Origin of the sequence: Pseudomonas sp. ok272, from assembly GCF_900109995.1 — a bacterium.
In the GTDB taxonomy this organism is placed as follows: domain Bacteria; phylum Pseudomonadota; class Gammaproteobacteria; order Pseudomonadales; family Pseudomonadaceae; genus Aquipseudomonas.
Genome location: NZ_FOCB01000011.1, coordinates 73,935 through 88,450, shown reverse-complemented (window position 1 = coordinate 88,450; position 14,516 = coordinate 73,935). Strand labels below are relative to the sequence as shown.

Sequence of the window (14,516 nt, the reverse complement as noted above, 5' to 3'; positions counted from 1 at the left end):
GTTTTGTTTCTCTGTCTCTTGGGCCCTGAACACCGCCAGGAGACGATTATGGATACCCCCACCGCCGGGCAGCCCCTGCTTGCGCACTACGTGAAAAAGATCCTTGCCGCGCCTGTGTATGAACTGGCGGTGCGCACGCCGTTGCAGCCTGCACCGGCGTTGTCCGAGAGGCTGGGCAATCAGGTCCTGCTCAAGCGTGAAGACCTGCAACCGACCTTTTCCTTCAAGATCCGCGGCGCCTACAACAAGCTCGCCCACCTCACGCTTGAGCAACAGGCTCGAGGTGTGGTCACGGCGTCGGCCGGCAATCACGCCCAGGGTGTGGCGCTGGCGGCGCGCGAATTGGGGATTGCGGCGACTATCGTCATGCCCGAGTCGACACCAGAGTTGAAAGTGATCGGTGTTCGCAGCCGTGGTGCGGACGCCGTGTTGCACGGCGCGAGTTTTCCTTTCGCGCTGGCATACGCGCTAAACCTGGCCGCGCAAACCGGCCGCACCTTTGTTTCGCCCTTTGATGACCCGGACGTGATTGCCGGCCAGGGCACGGTCGCCATGGAAATCCTGCGCCAGCACCAGGGGCCGCTGGACGCGATCTTCGTTCCGGTGGGCGGCGGCGGGCTGATTGCCGGTATCGCCGCCTACGTCAAATACCTGCGGCCGCAGATTCGCATTGTCGGTGTCGAATCCGAGCACTCGGCCTGCCTGCAAGCCGCGCTGCGCGCCGGGGAGCGGGTGGTGTTGCCGAGCGTGGGGACCTTCGCCGACGGGGTCGCCGTGGCGCAGATCGGCGCCTATGGCTTCCAGGTCTGCCGTGATTATGTCGATGAAGTGCTGACCGTGAGCGATGACGAACTGTGCGCGGCGATCAAGAACATCTACGACGACACCCGATCGATCACCGAGCCGTCCGGGGCGCTGGCGGTCGCCGGGATCAAGCAGTACGTGGCGCAGACCGGGGTGTGTGGGCAGACGTTGGTGGCGATTGATTCCGGTGCCAACATCAACTTCGACAGCTTGCGCTACGTCGCCGAACGCGCCGCCTTGGGGGGCGCGCTGGCGTGACTCGGATGAGGGCATTCAGCAAGGCCGCGGTGGCGAGCGGGGAACCTACTCTTGAACGGCTTTGCCGACCTCTTCGGCCGCCGACCAGATGCGATAGTGCACCTCGATGTCCTTGGGCACGTAGAGCACAATCGGCAGCTTGCTGTTGTAGCGCAACATGAAGCCATCGCCGACGACCGGCACGAAGTCCGGCTTGAGCTTGCTGTCAGGACAGGCCATCAGGGTGCTCATTGGGCCGATGACCTTGTCCAGTCGGTAAAACGGATAACCCCAGCCTTCCAGGTTTTTTTCTTCCAGTATGCCGCCCAGGCGTGGGCGGTTGCAGTCCACGTCGAGGGTTTTGCCGGCGAGAATCTCGACCTGATAGTTGTACTCGGGGTCTTTGGGGGGGAGATGGATGACTTGGCGTGTGAAGCCGCTTTCGGCCTTGGGGAAGGGGGCGATGTCTTCCAGTTTCGCCGCGCCCGCCTGGGTCGATAGGCCGGCCAGCAGTAGCGTCGTCAGGGTAATGAGGGGAGATGAGCGCATGACGCCTCCTTGCTTGTGGTGAAGTCGATAAGCGGGACATTCTTACTGCGTGGCTCGGGTTATGCAAACCGAGCGGGCTCTGCCGTTGCCTTAGGCCCCGCCCATGGCCGAATGCTGTTCACTTAAGGTCATCTAGACATTCAAACAGCCGGTGGCGAGCAATCTCGCTCGTCACCGGTGTTTCTTCGATATAGGGACGCCCTTAAGTGAGCCGCATTACGCCCATGGCCAGTGCCTGGCACGACCGGCCGTGACTCAATTTTGGAGATCACAGCCATCCGACATTTTTGTGTAGGAGATGTCTTGCGGTTTACCTTGGGTATCGATGTATTTCATCTCTGCTGTAATCTCTTTGCACTCCATGGGGTTGCTGGGTTGTTCGGTCATGGATATGACTTTTCCTACCTGCAACAGGCCCATGCTGTAGTGGTAGGGCACGGGTTGCGGGGTGTCGGCCAGGGCCCATCCGGAAAACCCGGTGCAGACCAGTGCGGTGGCAGTCAGAAGCGTACGCAGGTTCATGAGCAATCTCCGATGCAGGCGTGAGGTCGGCGCGTCATCCGGTGGATGTCGGCCCAGCCGCGTCGGGTGTCAGAAAGTTCGGCACGAACGCGGTACATGTACTGTTGGATGGCAGGGTTAACCGGGGGTTAAGGCCCAGGCTTTGCGACTAAAGTAGCCTTTGGTGGCTAAAAGCCCTGTGCCACCATTGTAGTCTTCCCTGTTACTTCTCACCTGATTCCCGCGTGTTGCCTACGTTGGATCAACGCTATTTGTGTTGGTGATTGTCCCGCCGCAAAGATGCACTGCTGGAGCTTTATTCATGCGTCCCCCGTTTTTCCTCCTCACTCCGCGCCTGGTTCCAGGCTTCGGCGCTCTAGCCCTGTGCGCAGTTTTTGGCGCACCCTTGCAGGCTGCCGGTTTTATTGAGGACAGCCATGCGCAGATCGAAGCGCGCACGGTGTATTTCAACCGTGACTTTCGTGACGGCCATACCTCCAATCCGCAGGGCGCGTCCAAGCGGGAAGAGTCGGCCCAGGGCTTCATATTCAACCTCAAATCGGGTTACACCGAAGGTGCCGTAGGGTTTGGCGTCGATGCATTGGGGATGCTGGGGATCAAGCTTGATTCCAGCGCCGGGCGCAGCAACAGCGGGTTGCTGCCCTCTTCGGGTGATCATCCGCGCGGCTCGGCGGATCAGTACGCCAAACTGGGTCTGACCGCCAAGGTCCGGGCTTCCGAGAGCGTGCTCAAGTACGGCGCCTTGCTGCCCGACCAGCCGTTGCTCAAGTACAACGACGGTCGCTTGTTGCCGACGATGTTCAACGGTGCGCAGCTGACCTCCAATGAGTTCAAGGACCTTACCGTTACCGCCGCGCGCCTGGACAAGTACACCGCACGGGATTCTACCGACCCCCAGGACATCCGCGTGCACTGTAAGAACAAGCGCTATGCCTGCAACGTGACATCGGATCACTTCGACCTGTACGGCCTGGACTACACGATCAATGAGCGCCTGAGTGCCCAGTATCAGTACGCGCAGTTGGAGGATATCTACCGCCAGCACTTTTTCGGTGTACTCGCCCGTCAGCCTTTGGGCACGGGGGTGTTGAAGGCCGACCTGCGGCTGCTCAGCAGTGCTGACAGCGGTGCTGCCCGCGCCGGCTCCATCGACAATCGGGCCCTGAGCGGGATGCTCGGCTACGCCATCGGCGGTCACACGCTCAGTGCCGGCTGGCAGCGCATGCTCGGTGACAACGCCATGCCTTACCTGGATGGCAGCAACCCGTATCTGGTCAACTACCTACAGGTCAACGACTTCGCCGCCGCCCAGGAGCGTTCCTGGCAACTGCGCTACGACTACGACTTCAAGGCAATCGGCCTCAACGGCCTGAGCTTCCTGACCCGCTATGTCAGCGGCGATCAGATCAAGGTGCCGGGCAGCGAACTGGAGGGCAAGGAGTGGGAGCGCGACAGTGAGCTCAAATACGTGGTGCAAGGGGGCACGTTCAAGGATGTCAGCCTGAGGCTGCGCAGCGCCACCTACCGCAGCAACTACGCACAGTTTGCCCGGGACATGGATGAGACACGGTTGATCGTCAGCTACAACTTTTCGGTGTTCTGACAAGCGTGCCAGCCCGCTCGGCGCTCAGCGAAACCGGGGTAGCGGCCGATCAAGGGGTCTGAGCGAGGTCAGGGCGTTCTGGATCAACGGCTGGTCTTTCTCGATGTCCTGCAAGCGGTCGCGAATTTTCATCGCCGTCGGATGGCCGTCATGGCTGTCGACCCAGTCGGCAATTTCCTTGCAGGCTGCGGCCAGACGCGTTTGGCGGGAGTCGAGCAGGGTCAGCAGGGTGGTGATGGACTCTTTCTCTGACATGAAAAGCACCTCCATAGTCAAATCGGTTGCCATGGGCCGACAAAACGCCCGCAAGGTGCGAGCGTTTTTGTCAGTGAATGCGCCAATCCTTCAGCTCAATTGAGTATAGCCAAGGCGTCTAAGCCGCCAGCGCACCCATTGACATGCGGTTCAACCCTGGCGGGAGACCTTTGAGCTGGCCTTGTTCAGTCGCAGGCACTCTCGTCGGGCATCTTCCTCGCGATCATAACCGTCACCGATAAACCCGCCGTGGGTGCGGCTGTCGGCGATGCGGAACCAGACCTCGTCAACCGGAGGCTGGTGCGTGACTTCCCCGGCTCGGCGGCCCTGAATGATGATTTTGTTGCAGCGCTTTACAACGAAAATGTCTTCCATGGCGTCACCGACGTGGCTCTGTGTTGGCATCAACTATAGATCCAAGTGGCGAAGGTGCAATTGTGTCACCGCGCCAACGTCGGGTTGACCCCTTGCAGGCGCCGGCGCGTCACGCCAATACCGCCACGGCCTTGATCTGCGCCCACAGTTGCTGGCCGGGGTGCAGTTGCAGGTGGTCGCGCGAGTAACGGGTGATGCGTGCCAGCAAGGGGGTGCCCGCGATGTCCAGGCGTACCAGGACGTGGGCGCTGTTGTCGGCGGCCACTTCACCGGTCACGGTGACCGGCAGGCGGTTGAGAATGCTGCTGAACTCGTCGCCTTGCAGGCTCAGGCTGACGTCACGGGCCTGGACCTTGAACCGCAGCAGCGTGCCCGTGGCCAGGGGCGCGTGGGCGACCCGCACGTTGAGCACGCTGCCGGGTAGTTGCAGGGTGAGCAACTGGTAGTCGGCATCGTAGGCAGTCACGCGGCCTTCGATGACGACACCGGCGTCATCGCCCAGGGCCAGCGGCAGGTCGAGGCGCGCCAGGGTTTCGCCGATGGGGCCGCTGGCCAGGGCCTTGCCATCACTGAGCAAGACGATGTGATCGGCCAGCCGGGCCACTTCATCCTGGGAGTGGCTGACGTACAACACCGGAATGTCCAGCTCGTCGTGCAGCCTTTCCAGGTAGGGCAGGATCTCACTCTTGCGCTGCGAGTCCAGGGCCGCCAGCGGCTCGTCCATCAGCAACAGACGGGGGCTGGTGAGCAAGGCGCGGGCGATGCCGACCCGTTGCCGTTCGCCGCCGGAGAGATGCTGCGGGTGGCGATCCAGCAGATGGCCGATGCCCAGCAATTGGGTGGCGTGCTCCATGTCGACCCGACGTTGCGGGCGCGGGATGCGCCGCAGGCCAAACGCCAGGTTGCCCAGCACCGACAGGTGGGGAAACAAGCTGGCCTCCTGGAACACATAGCCCAGGGCCCGTTTGTGGGGGGGCACGAACAGCTTCTTGTGGCTGTCCTGCCAGACTTCATCGTTGATCTGGATAAAGCCCTGTTCGGCCCGCTCCAGGCCGGCGATGCAGCGCAGGCAAGTGGTCTTGCCGGAGCCGGAATGCCCGTACAACGCGGTGACACCGCGACCCGGTAGGTCGAGGTCGACGTCCAGGGAAAAGTCCGGATAGTTCAGGTGCAAGCGTGCGCGAATGCCTTCGGTCATCGATCAGCTCCAGCCGACTTTGGTGTTACGGCTGGAGTACAGCGCCAGCAGCACCAGGAACGAGAACACCAGCATCGCCCCGGCCAGCCAGTGGGCCTGGGCGTATTCCATGGCTTCGACGTGGTCGTAGATCTGCACCGAGACCACGCGGGTCTTGTCGGGAATGTTGCCGCCAATCATCAGCACCACGCCAAATTCGCCGACGGTGTGGGCGAAGCCGAGGATCGCAGCGGTAATGAACCCAGGCCGAGCGAGCGGCAGGATCACCGTGAAAAACGTGTCCCAGGGATTGGCGCGCAGGGTCGCGGCCACCTCCAGCGGACGGGTGCCGATGGCCGAGAAGGCGTTTTGCAGGGGCTGTACGACAAAGGGCATCGAGTAAATCACCGAGCCAATGACCAGGCCGGTAAAGCTGAAGGTCAGCGTGCCCAGGCCCAGCCATTGGGTGAACTGCCCAAGGAACCCGTTGGGCCCCAGGGTCAGCAACAGGTAGAAGCCAATCACGGTGGGTGGCAGCACCAGGGGCAGGGCGACGATGGCGCCGACGGGGCCGCGTAGCCAGGATCGGGTACGCGACAGCCACAACGCAATCGGCGTGCCGATGATCAGCAGAATGACCGTGGTCAGTGACGCCAGCTTGAGGGTCAACCAAATCGCGGCGAAGTCGGCACTCGTCAGGGACATTTAGAGCTGGTAACCGTAGGACGTGATGATCGCGGCGGCTTTAGGGCCCTTGAGGTAGTCGACCAGGGCCTGGGCAGCCGGGTTGTCCTTGCCTTTGTTGAGAATCACCGCGTCCTGCTTGATCGGGTCATGCATCTGCGCCGGAACGATCCACGCCGAGCCGCTGGTGACCTTGCCGTCCTTGTAGATCTGCGACAGGGCGACGAAACCCAGTTCGGCATTGCCGGTGGACACGAACTGGTAGGCCTGGGTGATGTTCTGGCCTTCGACGATCTTGTCCTTGACCTTGTCGGTCAGGCCCAGCTTGGCCAGCACCTGGGTGGCGGCCAGCCCGTAGGGCGCGGCTTTCGGGTTGGCGATGGACACGTGTTGGTACTGGTTATCGGTCAGTACCTTGCCCTTGGCATCGACGTAACCGTCCTTGGCCGACCACAGCGCCAGGGTGCCGATGGCGTAGGTGAAGCGCGAGCCCTTGACGATGTCGCCTTCTTGCTCAAGCTTTTGCGGCGTGGTGTCGTCGGCCGAGAGGAATACTTCGAACGGCGCTCCGTTTTTGATCTGGGCATAGAACTGGCCAGTGGCGCCGTACGCCGCAACCACTTTGTGCCCGGTGTCTTTTTCGAAGTCGGCGGCAATGGCCTGGATAGGGGCTGTGAAGTTGGCAGCGACCGCCACTTGCACTTGATCGGCCTGGGCCGAACCGCAGGCGAACACGGCGAGTAGCGAGGCGAGGCAAGTAGGGGCAAAGCGCGAGGCACGAATGGTCATGAAGCGGCTCCGAGGTGCACGTGAGGGTGGGCAGTGTGTTGTGGTCAGTCACCTGCGCCAGGGCAGGGCAATGCGCTATGTACAGGAATATATAGCGTATTGCCGGCGAACGGAACTCACTGACGCCTCGGAGGCGAAAAATTGTATACAACTTCGATGCCGGGTTAGCGCCGATGCAGACCGCCGCCCCCGCCAAACGAATGATTCATGGTCTGGGATGAGTTGTGATAGTTGTTCAGCCGCTGGTTGCCCTGCAGGCGCGCAGAGGATTCACCGTCCAGATCGCGTACCTGGCTGGCAGTGCTGGGCAGTGTCTGGCGGGTGCTGCCCTTGACCATCGATTGCCAGCCATTGTCGGTTTTTTGGTACACATGGCCGTCGTGGCCGGCGTATACGTTGCCGCCGACATTGGCGACACCGCCGTTGCGGCCATGGGCGGCGGCGTAATGCGTGGTGTCGCCGGTGTTGGGGTTGTAGACCGCGCCGCGATTGCCTGTAACGTGAGCGCCGGTGCGCGTGTTGCCAGCCGTGCCGTGGGCGCCGGCGACCACGGCGCCATTGGGCCCGGTTGCCACGCCCCGGCTGCCTGCGGCGTAATTGCCGTTGTAGACGTTGTGCACCGCGCCACGTTGGCCCGCAGCGGAGATGCCGGTGCGCGAGTTATAGGACGAACCGACCTGGCCGGCCCAGCGATTGCCGGTCCAGGCGTTGTAGCCCGAGCCGTAGCGACTGACCGATGCCCGGTCACCCCATTGGCGGTAGATGTTGCCGGTGGTGCCCGCCCAGCCGCCCGGTCCCCAGGCTGCGGCACCGCCGTGGTAACCGTAGGCCACGCCACCCCATGGCATGGGCGCCGGATAAATCCGTGGGCCCCAGGCGTAGCCCCAGCTGTACGGCCCCCACCATGGGTAGGCGCCCCAGCCCCAGCCCATGGCGACCGTGCTGGCGCCCCAACTCCAGCCGAAGCCGAAGCCGAACGTCCAGCCAGTCCATGGGGTGTAGCGGATGGCTACGCCCAGCCCGTAGGTCACCGGCGGGCCGTACCAGACACTGCCGACCCAGGGGGTGTAGGGGTAACCGGTGCCGTACACCACCACGCCGCTGACAGGGTCAATGGTCGAGCCTTGATAGCCCGGGGTGTAGCCGACGATCACCGTATCGCCCATGGCGTTGTAGACCTTGACGTAGGTGAGGTAGTGCATCGGTGAACTGGGCGGGATCGAATAGATCACCGCTGGGACCGCGATGGCGACCACCCACGGCCCTTGCACGCTCTGGGCTTCGAACCACACACCGTTCTCCACGGCGTACCAGTGCTGCGGATCGACCATGATGATCGGTGTCGCAGTGTTCACCACGTACTGCAGGGAGGTGCCGGTGATGGGCTTGAACTGCGGCGCGCCGTCGAACTGCGGTGGGCTCATCTTCACCACGCTTCTTTTGATCGCGGAGGTCTGCGGAATGCTCGCCGCGATCACCGCTTCACGGGCCTGTGGCGTCCCGGCCACCGAGGCCTTGACGTTCTCCTTGGGGCTGTCATCGGGGATGTTGGCAAAGTCGGCCGGCAACTTGTCGGCTTCGACAAAACGCCATGGGCCTTTCATGTCTGCGGCCCGGAACCAGCGCCCGGAGATCAGCACATAGCTGTCCTGGTCGCCGATTTCCTTGAAGATATGCCCGGTGGTGTTGGCCGCGTACAGCAGCTGTGTGCCTTGGATCGGCTGCCATTGTGCGGGCCCATCGGTGACGATCAACTCGGTCGGGGTGGTGGCGATGTAGATCGCGGGAACCGGGCCCTTGGCCAGGCTCGGCGCCTTGCTCTTGGGATCGGTCTGGCCGGTCAGCAGGTCGACCTGGCGACTGTCAATCGCCACCTTCTTGGCCTTCTCCAGCTCCGCTCCCGGGGCTTTGAGCGGTGCATAGGTGCCGCCCAGGCGGTCGGCAACCATCCAGCCATCGAACACATGCAGGTAGTGTTTGCCCTGGGCGTCCTTGAGCAACAGCGGGCGGGTGTTGATCACCCGTTGCAGCGTAGTGCCTTCGACGGCGCGGTACGTGGGTTCGCCGTCGATGTACACCAGCAGCGCCGGCGACTCGGAACTGATGATGGCCGGCGGGGTATTGTCGATGGGCTGGCTGTCAGCCTTTTTCTCGGCGGCGATCACCCCCAGGGCTGCTTCCAACTGATCGAGGGAGATGGTCTTCTTGCGCTTGGCCGCGTCCTGTTGCAGGGCGGCGAGCCAGGTGCCGGCGCGTTTCTCGTCGTCCGGAAAGTCGGCCTTGGTGACCTGGTACTGATCCAACACCACCCAGCGGGTGGCTTTGTCGACCAGGGTGTGGGCGTTCAGGTGCAAGATGCCGTAGGTGGTCTTGCCATCCTTGTCAGTGGCACCCACGGCGGCCCGCGCGTTGAGCGTGTAGCCGTCCCAGCTGTCGATTTGTGGTTGGTAGATGGTCAGGGTCGTGGTGTCGCTCGTGACGATCAGGGGCCAGCTCGGCTCGGCGGGCGCCGCCGCCGCGGGGGCCTGGGCGGCGGTTTGTACAGGCGTTTGTGCCTGGGCAATGGGAAGGGCGGCGCAAATCAGGACAGACACTGCGAGCAGGGAAAAAATTGAGCGATGGTGACCCATTGTCAGCTCCGTCGGAAAAGTGATCTTTGGCTGTGAGAGGCGGGCCCACGCAACACATGCACAGAACGAAAAGCATAGACCTGCTATCCGCGTGGTTGAGGGCTTTTTCCCCGGCGGGGGGCTCACCTGCACAAAGGGATCAATCTACTGCACGGGCGTAGCCTCGATGTGAATGCTTTTTCACGCGGTCGTTACAAAGGCGTCACACACCGGGTGAGTTGCAGTCGCTTAACTAAGGTTGGGCTTCCCGCGCCAGCAGCTCGCGCTTGCGCTCCACGCCCCAGCGATAGCCCGACACGTCGCCGTCGCTGCGCACCACGCGATGGCAGGGGATCGCCACCGCCAGGCAGTTCGCACCGCACGCCTGGGCCACGGCCCGGAACGCCTTGGGTGCGCCGATACGCTGGGCAATCTCGGCGTAACTGGCAGTGCTGCCTGGCGCAATGTCGCGCAGCGCCATCCACACGCGCTCCTGGAAGGCGGTGCCGCGCACATCCAGTGGCAAGTCCAGGCCAAGCGCCGGGGCCTCGATGAACCCCACCACTTTGGCGATCAGTTGTTCAAAGGCATGGTCGGCGCCAATCAGGTTGGCCTGGCGAAATTTGTCCTGGAGTTCGCGGACCAGCACCTGCGGGTCGTCACCCAGCAGAATCGCGCACACGCCGCGTTGGCTTTGCGCCACCACAATCGCCCCCAGCGAGCATTGGCCGACGGCGAAGCGGATGTCGGTGTTCTGGCCGGCGGCTCGGTAGTCACTGGGTTTCATCCCCAGTAACTGGTCGGCGGACTCGTAGAATCGACTGTTGGAGTTGAAACCGGCGTCATACAGGGCGTCGGTCACCGAGTGCGCGACTTCCAGTCGCTCGCGCACCCGGCGCGAGCGCTGGGCCGTGGCGTAGCCCTTGGGCGTCAGGCCCGTCACCGCCTTGAACACCCGATGAAAGTGAAACGGGCTCAGGCCTGCGCTGTGTGCCAGCGCCTTCAGGCTGGGCGGGGGCTCGGTGGTCTCGATCTGTCGGCAGGCAGCGGCGACCATGGCCGCGTGTTGACCGGCCATCTGGGTCTGGTCCGCCGCCGCCCGCTTGCTGGCGCGAAAGCCCGCGGCCCGGGCCTGCTCTTCCGTGTCGAAAAACACCACGTTCTGTGGCTTGGGCAGGCGTGCCAGGCTGCTGGGGCGGCAGTAGATCCCGGTGGTTTTTACCCCGTAGACAAACTGGCCATCGGCACTCGGGTCGCGGCTGAGCACGGCGGACCAGCGCGGATCCAGTTCAGTGGGGTGTTTGTTCAAGGGCATCGCGGGTCACCGGTTGAGGGTTCAGGTCAGCCTAGACAGTGTAACGAGGGACGGCACTCCGGCGCTTGCGGTCAAATTCGAGCGTCAGCCGGCGGTACGGAATGTGAGGTTGATCCGCTGGGCACCCAGTTGCCGATGCTGCCCGTGCTTGAGGGGCAGAACCCCGTGGTAGCGCAGGCGGTCTACGCCGCCCCACACCACGATGTCACCGTGAAGCAACGGCACGCGCTGGCGCTTATCGCCGCGTTCATGGCCGCCGAACAGGAACATCGCCGGTAGCCCCAGGGACACTGACACGATGGGGTGCTCGTAGGACCGCTCGTTCTTGTCCTGATGCAGAGACATCTTTGCTCCGGGCACATAGCAGTTGATCAGGCAGGCGTCTGGTGCAAAGCCGCTGAAGCCAGCTTCACCCGCTGCCGCCTCGGCCAGTTCGCGGAACACCTCGGGCATCCCCGGCCAGGGCTGGCCGGTGAGCGGGTCGAGCCGGGTGTAGCGGTAGCCAGCGCGGTCGCTGGTCCAGCCCAACGTGCCGCAGCTGCTCAGGCCCGCGGACAGGGTGAACCCCCCGGGCGTGATCATGTGACGAAACGGCGCGGCCAGCAGGGTGTGTTTCAGGGCCGGGAGCAGGCGCTCCACCCAAGGCAGGGCAAAGCCGCGCAGGAGGTAGGACTGTTCGCCGATTCGCTCGCGGCTGGGCGGTTGCGGGTGGTCATCGGCAAACAGGTCGAGGGTGACTGGGGGTGTTTCAGGCTGGACCAATGGTGTCAGAGCGCCTTGCTCACGCTGATGTCACTGATGACATCGCTGCTGTCGCCATGGATGGCGGCGAGCGCGGCGCTGGCTTCATCCTCGGTACCCTTGGTCAGTTGGGCGAACTCGAAGCGGCGTTCGCCGTTGAGCTTATACTTGATGACGTACTTGGTGGTTTGAGTCACGGGCGTACCTGTCTATGGTTCGGGCCGGTGTCAGCTAAGTTTCGAGCTGGAACGACGGATGATCTTGATCGAGTGGGTGAGCGTGGGTTTGCGGGTCACGCTGATCGCGCGGCTAGTGACCGTGTCGATCGTGATGTTCCAGAATCCGGTGCTTGGCGCGGTGATTCTGGCCGGGAAGGTGTCGAACGCGCCGCCGTGGTAGGAGTGGCGGCCACCATTTTTGAAGCTGCGGAAGTTGGCGTCGCTCATCAGGCGGATGTTGCAGGTTTGGGAGCATTGAATGACGACGATGTCATCTTCGTTGAGGTGCTCGCGCTGGTGGATAAATTTCAAGGGGCGCCTCCAGAAGGGCTTTTCTACAATCAAATCGACGCGCAGTTTATCAGCCCCAACGCGAGAGTGGCGGGCCAGTGAGTTGTGCTTTGACAATTAAAAACAGTTATCGGTGATTATTTGCGCGATAAAACGTTTCACTTCGGAGAAAATCAGCATTGGCGCTGTCGGAGGGTCTTTACTGGAGGAATTGTATGAAGCGGGGCGTTTTGTTGCTGGCATTGGTGATGAGTGGTTGTGCAACGGTCTCTGACATCAACCAGACCTTGCCCACCATGAATGTGATTTCAGGGAAAAAACCCTTGGCATACGCCAATTGTGTGGCCGAAAAACTGGCCAAGAGCCGTGGGGTGTTGCAAATGCTGCCGCACAAGGACGGCGTGCAAGTGATTGTTCCCGGAAAGTTGTCCTCAGCGCCGGCTGCGGTGTTTGACATCGAAGAGCGTTCCAGCGGGAGCAGCATCAAGCTGCATGAATCCATGTCCAATGTACCCATCCGGCCTAGCGATATCGGTGACGCGGCGAATGCGTGCATCTCCGGCTAGACTGATTGGCACTCATCGATGCTCACGGGAAAGCCCGGTTCCAATGCTGTTTCAGGGTATGGCCGGGCTTTTTTGTTCCAAGGTTTATTCCTCTGGTGGCGTGGAGCCATTGTGATAGACGGAGCAATAACCTAATCTTTATGGGCTTATGCGCTGTAGCTCTAAGCTTATAACTAGAAAGCAGGAGACCGTGATGGTGTTCAATTCGATTGTGCTGAGCAGTTTGATGCTCGCGGCAGTCAGCGGTGCCTATGCCGCTGATGGCCAAAAAATATTCACCCAAGGTGGCGCTGAGCCTGGCGCCACTGCATGTTTTGCCTGCCATGGCGCGGACGGCATGGGGATGCCTGCCGCAGGTTTTCCTCGGCTGGCCGGGTTGCCGGCAGGGTATCTGAGCAAGCAACTGGCGGACTTCAGAAGTGGTTCTCGGGTTAGCCCGGTGATGCAACCGCTGGCCAAGGCCTTGACCGATGATGAGATAAAAGCGGTTACCGATATGTTGGCGGCCATGCCTGCCCCCAAGACACCTGCCGTCGGTCGCACGGATGTGCCCAAGAATGTGGGAGAGACCCTGGCGGTGCGTGGCGCCTGGGATCGTCATATTCCTGAGTGCGTGATGTGCCATGGTCCAGGTGGCGTGGGAGTTGGAACAGCTTTTCCACCACTGGCGGCGCAGCCGGCCAGTTACCTGGTTGCGCAGCTGAACGCCTGGCGCGATGGTACTCGGCATAACGATCCCAACGACCTGATGGGACACATTGCCAAATCCCTGACCCCCGATGAGATCAAAGCTGTCGCCGACTATTTTGCAACGCTGGGTAGCCAGGAGGCCAAGCCATGAAGTCCTTTTCTGTTGCGCCACTGGCGCTTGCCTTGCTGAGCCTTGACGTGTTCGCCGCCCAGGTCGTCATGGACGATCAGTCCGAGCTGAAAGTCCCGGCCGTTGCTGGGGCTGTCACGTATTTCCAGCCGCCGGCCGAAAGTGAGTTGCCGGACAACGCCTTTGGCAAGTTGGTCCGCCAAGGCTACAACGTGTTTGTCGACACCCCGCGCCAGGCACCGGAGTTTGTCGGTAACGGCCTCAAATGCAGCAACTGCCACCTGGATCAGGGGCGTTTGCCCAACTCTGCGCCGTTGTGGGGCGCCTATCCGATGTACCCGGCGTACCGCAAGAAAAACGACAAGGTCAACACCTTTGCCGAACGCTTGCAGGGTTGCTTCGAGTTCAGCATGAACGGCAAGCCGCCGCCGGCCGATGGCCCGGTGATCAGTGCGTTGTCGGCCTATTCGTATTGGCTGGCGACCAAGGCACCGGTGGGTGTCGAGATTCCAGGGCGTGGCTATCCCGAGGTGGCGAAGCCGGCCAAGGGTTATGACATCGCCCAGGGCGCCCAGGTCTACAAGGAACAATGTGCGGTATGCCACGGCGACACCGGACAGGGCCAGAAGGTGGGGCAGGACTACGTAATGCCACCGCTGTGGGGCAAGGACTCTTACAACTGGGGGGCGGGCATGCACCGTATCAATACGGCGGCGTCCTTCATCCAGCACAACATGCCCCTGGGCAAGCCACAGACCCTGAGCGACCAGCAAGCCTGGGACGTGGCGGCGTTCGTCAACAGTCATGAACGCCCGCAGGATCCGCGCCTGGTCGATGGTTCCATCGAGAAAACCCGGGTGAAGTTCCATGCCAACGACGGCGTCAACCTGTATGGGCAAAAGGTCAATGGCGTGCTGATTGGGCAAGGTATCCGCTAAACTACCGTCCATCGATAGACACA

Annotated in this window: 16 protein-coding genes and 1 pseudogene; 5 read left to right on the top strand and 12 right to left on the bottom strand. The window is 62.1% G+C overall.

Annotated elements, in window-relative coordinates; translation table 11 throughout:
• Nucleotides 1-48: 48 nt before the first annotated feature.
• Nucleotides 49-1,047, top strand: a pseudogene (gene ilvA, locus BMW74_RS16655) (threonine ammonia-lyase, biosynthetic); the annotation flags it as partial.
• A 60-nt stretch (nt 1,048-1,107) separates the two neighbouring features.
• Here the strand turns inward: ilvA and eco are convergent.
• Entirely contained in the window at nt 1,108-1,590 is a 483-nt protein-coding gene (gene eco / locus BMW74_RS16650; protein WP_093423533.1) for a serine protease inhibitor ecotin, read from the bottom strand.
• 255 nt (nt 1,591-1,845) lie between these two features.
• A complete protein-coding gene (locus tag BMW74_RS16645; RefSeq protein WP_093423530.1) occupies nt 1,846-2,112 on the bottom strand; it encodes a DUF2790 domain-containing protein in 267 nt (88 codons plus the stop codon).
• Between the two features lie 301 nt (nt 2,113-2,413).
• On the opposite strand from BMW74_RS16645, the gene BMW74_RS16640 reads away from it, so the two are divergent.
• Nucleotides 2,414-3,715, top strand: a complete 1,302-nt coding sequence (locus BMW74_RS16640; protein ID WP_093423527.1) for an OprD family porin — start codon at nt 2,414-2,416, stop codon at nt 3,713-3,715.
• A gap of 24 nt (nt 3,716-3,739) precedes the next feature.
• On the opposite strand, the gene BMW74_RS16635 is transcribed toward BMW74_RS16640, so the two are convergent.
• The 10 genes from BMW74_RS16635 to BMW74_RS16590 form a co-directional block, all read right to left on the bottom strand.
• Nucleotides 3,740-3,970 (bottom strand): hypothetical protein, encoded by a 231-nt coding sequence (locus BMW74_RS16635; RefSeq protein ID WP_093423524.1) that lies wholly within the window; start codon nt 3,968-3,970, stop codon nt 3,740-3,742.
• A gap of 150 nt (nt 3,971-4,120) precedes the next feature.
• Complete coding sequence (locus BMW74_RS16630) at nt 4,121-4,345, bottom strand: hypothetical protein (protein ID WP_093424015.1); 225 nt, start codon at nt 4,343-4,345, stop codon at nt 4,121-4,123.
• Nucleotides 4,346-4,454: 109 nt separating this feature from the next.
• The gene (gene modC / locus BMW74_RS16625; protein WP_093423521.1) at nt 4,455-5,543 is read right to left on the bottom strand and encodes a molybdenum ABC transporter ATP-binding protein; all 1,089 of its coding nucleotides are present in this window, start codon (nt 5,541-5,543) and stop codon (nt 4,455-4,457) included.
• Between the two features lie 3 nt (nt 5,544-5,546).
• Entirely contained in the window at nt 5,547-6,227 is a 681-nt protein-coding gene (gene modB, locus BMW74_RS16620; RefSeq protein ID WP_093423517.1) for a molybdate ABC transporter permease subunit, read from the bottom strand.
• Nucleotides 6,228-6,995 carry a molybdate ABC transporter substrate-binding protein gene (gene modA, locus BMW74_RS16615; protein WP_093423514.1) on the bottom strand — a complete coding sequence of 256 codons (768 nt, stop codon included), beginning with the start codon at nt 6,993-6,995 and terminating at the stop codon, nt 6,228-6,230.
• Nucleotides 6,996-7,159: 164 nt separating this feature from the next.
• Nucleotides 7,160-9,625 carry an autotransporter gene (locus BMW74_RS16610; RefSeq protein WP_093423511.1) on the bottom strand — a complete coding sequence of 822 codons (2,466 nt, stop codon included), beginning with the start codon at nt 9,623-9,625 and terminating at the stop codon, nt 7,160-7,162.
• 232 nt (nt 9,626-9,857) lie between these two features.
• Nucleotides 9,858-10,919 (bottom strand): bifunctional DNA-binding transcriptional regulator/O6-methylguanine-DNA methyltransferase Ada, encoded by a 1,062-nt coding sequence (ada, locus tag BMW74_RS16605; protein ID WP_093423508.1) that lies wholly within the window; start codon nt 10,917-10,919, stop codon nt 9,858-9,860.
• An 84-nt stretch (nt 10,920-11,003) separates the two neighbouring features.
• Nucleotides 11,004-11,681, bottom strand: a complete 678-nt coding sequence (gene alkB, locus BMW74_RS16600; protein WP_093423503.1) for a DNA oxidative demethylase AlkB — start codon at nt 11,679-11,681, stop codon at nt 11,004-11,006.
• A gap of 5 nt (nt 11,682-11,686) precedes the next feature.
• Nucleotides 11,687-11,857, bottom strand: coding sequence for a hypothetical protein (locus tag BMW74_RS25250; RefSeq protein WP_093423499.1), 171 nt, complete (start codon nt 11,855-11,857; stop codon nt 11,687-11,689).
• Between the two features lie 30 nt (nt 11,858-11,887).
• The gene (locus tag BMW74_RS16590) at nt 11,888-12,190 is read right to left on the bottom strand and encodes a DUF1883 domain-containing protein (protein WP_093423496.1); all 303 of its coding nucleotides are present in this window, start codon (nt 12,188-12,190) and stop codon (nt 11,888-11,890) included.
• Nucleotides 12,191-12,384: 194 nt separating this feature from the next.
• Here BMW74_RS16590 and BMW74_RS16585 point away from each other — a divergent pair, with 194 nt between their 5' ends.
• From BMW74_RS16585 to BMW74_RS16575, 3 genes are all read left to right on the top strand, one after another.
• Complete coding sequence (locus tag BMW74_RS16585; RefSeq protein WP_093423493.1) at nt 12,385-12,735, top strand: hypothetical protein; 351 nt, start codon at nt 12,385-12,387, stop codon at nt 12,733-12,735.
• 193 nt (nt 12,736-12,928) lie between these two features.
• On the top strand, nt 12,929-13,576 hold the full coding sequence (locus BMW74_RS16580; protein WP_371911762.1) for a c-type cytochrome: 648 nt from the start codon (nt 12,929-12,931) through the stop codon (nt 13,574-13,576).
• Entirely contained in the window at nt 13,573-14,493 is a 921-nt protein-coding gene (locus BMW74_RS16575) for a c-type cytochrome (RefSeq protein ID WP_093423490.1), read from the top strand. Before BMW74_RS16580 ends, BMW74_RS16575 begins: the two co-directional genes overlap by 4 nt.
• Nucleotides 14,494-14,516 lie beyond the last annotated feature (23 nt).

What these genes read in the sequence shown, in the direction of transcription:
- eco (WP_093423533.1), bottom strand. Translation starts at nt 1,590, where the DNA reads ATGCGCTCATCTCCCCTCATTACCCTGACGACGCTACTGCTGGCCGGC.
- BMW74_RS16645 (WP_093423530.1), bottom strand. Translation starts at nt 2,112, where the DNA reads ATGAACCTGCGTACGCTTCTGACTGCCACCGCACTGGTCTGCACCGGG.
- BMW74_RS16640 (WP_093423527.1), top strand. Translation starts at nt 2,414, where the DNA reads ATGCGTCCCCCGTTTTTCCTCCTCACTCCGCGCCTGGTTCCAGGCTTC.
- BMW74_RS16635 (WP_093423524.1), bottom strand. Translation starts at nt 3,970, where the DNA reads ATGTCAGAGAAAGAGTCCATCACCACCCTGCTGACCCTGCTCGACTCC.
- BMW74_RS16630 (WP_093424015.1), bottom strand. Translation starts at nt 4,345, where the DNA reads ATGGAAGACATTTTCGTTGTAAAGCGCTGCAACAAAATCATCATTCAG.
- modC (WP_093423521.1), bottom strand. Translation starts at nt 5,543, where the DNA reads ATGACCGAAGGCATTCGCGCACGCTTGCACCTGAACTATCCGGACTTT.
- modB (WP_093423517.1), bottom strand. Translation starts at nt 6,227, where the DNA reads ATGTCCCTGACGAGTGCCGACTTCGCCGCGATTTGGTTGACCCTCAAG.
- modA (WP_093423514.1), bottom strand. Translation starts at nt 6,995, where the DNA reads ATGACCATTCGTGCCTCGCGCTTTGCCCCTACTTGCCTCGCCTCGCTA.
- BMW74_RS16610 (WP_093423511.1), bottom strand. Translation starts at nt 9,625, where the DNA reads ATGGGTCACCATCGCTCAATTTTTTCCCTGCTCGCAGTGTCTGTCCTG.
- ada (WP_093423508.1), bottom strand. Translation starts at nt 10,919, where the DNA reads ATGCCCTTGAACAAACACCCCACTGAACTGGATCCGCGCTGGTCCGCC.
- BMW74_RS16585 (WP_093423493.1), top strand. Translation starts at nt 12,385, where the DNA reads ATGAAGCGGGGCGTTTTGTTGCTGGCATTGGTGATGAGTGGTTGTGCA.
- BMW74_RS16580 (WP_371911762.1), top strand. Translation starts at nt 12,929, where the DNA reads ATGGTGTTCAATTCGATTGTGCTGAGCAGTTTGATGCTCGCGGCAGTC.
- BMW74_RS16575 (WP_093423490.1), top strand. Translation starts at nt 13,573, where the DNA reads ATGAAGTCCTTTTCTGTTGCGCCACTGGCGCTTGCCTTGCTGAGCCTT.